Here is a 382-nt window from a genome sequence, read left to right as displayed (position 1 = left end):
CCCGAATGGAGCACTTCTGATGAACACGATTCTGCGTAAGAGCATTCTGGGTGTTGCTGGTCTGGCTTTCACCGGTGGCGTGTTCGCCGGTCCGGTGGCCGCTCACGCGGCGGAGACCACGCACGTGGCAAAGCCGGTCAGTGTGAGCGTGCAGGGTGACAAGCTGATCCCGCACGGTGTGCAGGGTGAGCAGTCGCGTATCGACCTGAACGACGAGCAGATCAAGAATGTGAAGGCGATCATTGCGGCGACGAAGAAGGCCGGTATGGACGAGCGTGCCGCGGTCGTGTCGATCGCCACGGCGTTGCAGGAGTCGAAGCTGGAGAACCTCGGCCACCTCGGTGACCGTAACGACCACGACTCGCAGGGCCTGTTCCAGCAG

1 pseudogene is annotated in these 382 nt (G+C 62.3%); it reads left to right on the top strand.

The annotated features are described in order from the left end of the window. Window positions 1-19 precede the first annotated feature (19 nt). Window positions 20-382, top strand: a pseudogene (locus tag IF06_RS0131795) (hypothetical protein); the annotation flags it as partial.

It is taken from the genome of Micromonospora globosa, from assembly GCF_000717585.1.
Classification (GTDB): domain Bacteria; phylum Actinomycetota; class Actinomycetes; order Mycobacteriales; family Micromonosporaceae; genus Micromonospora; species Micromonospora aurantiaca.
The sequence above is the reverse complement of the archived record's forward strand: the minus strand, read 5'-3'. Positions and strand labels throughout refer to the sequence as shown.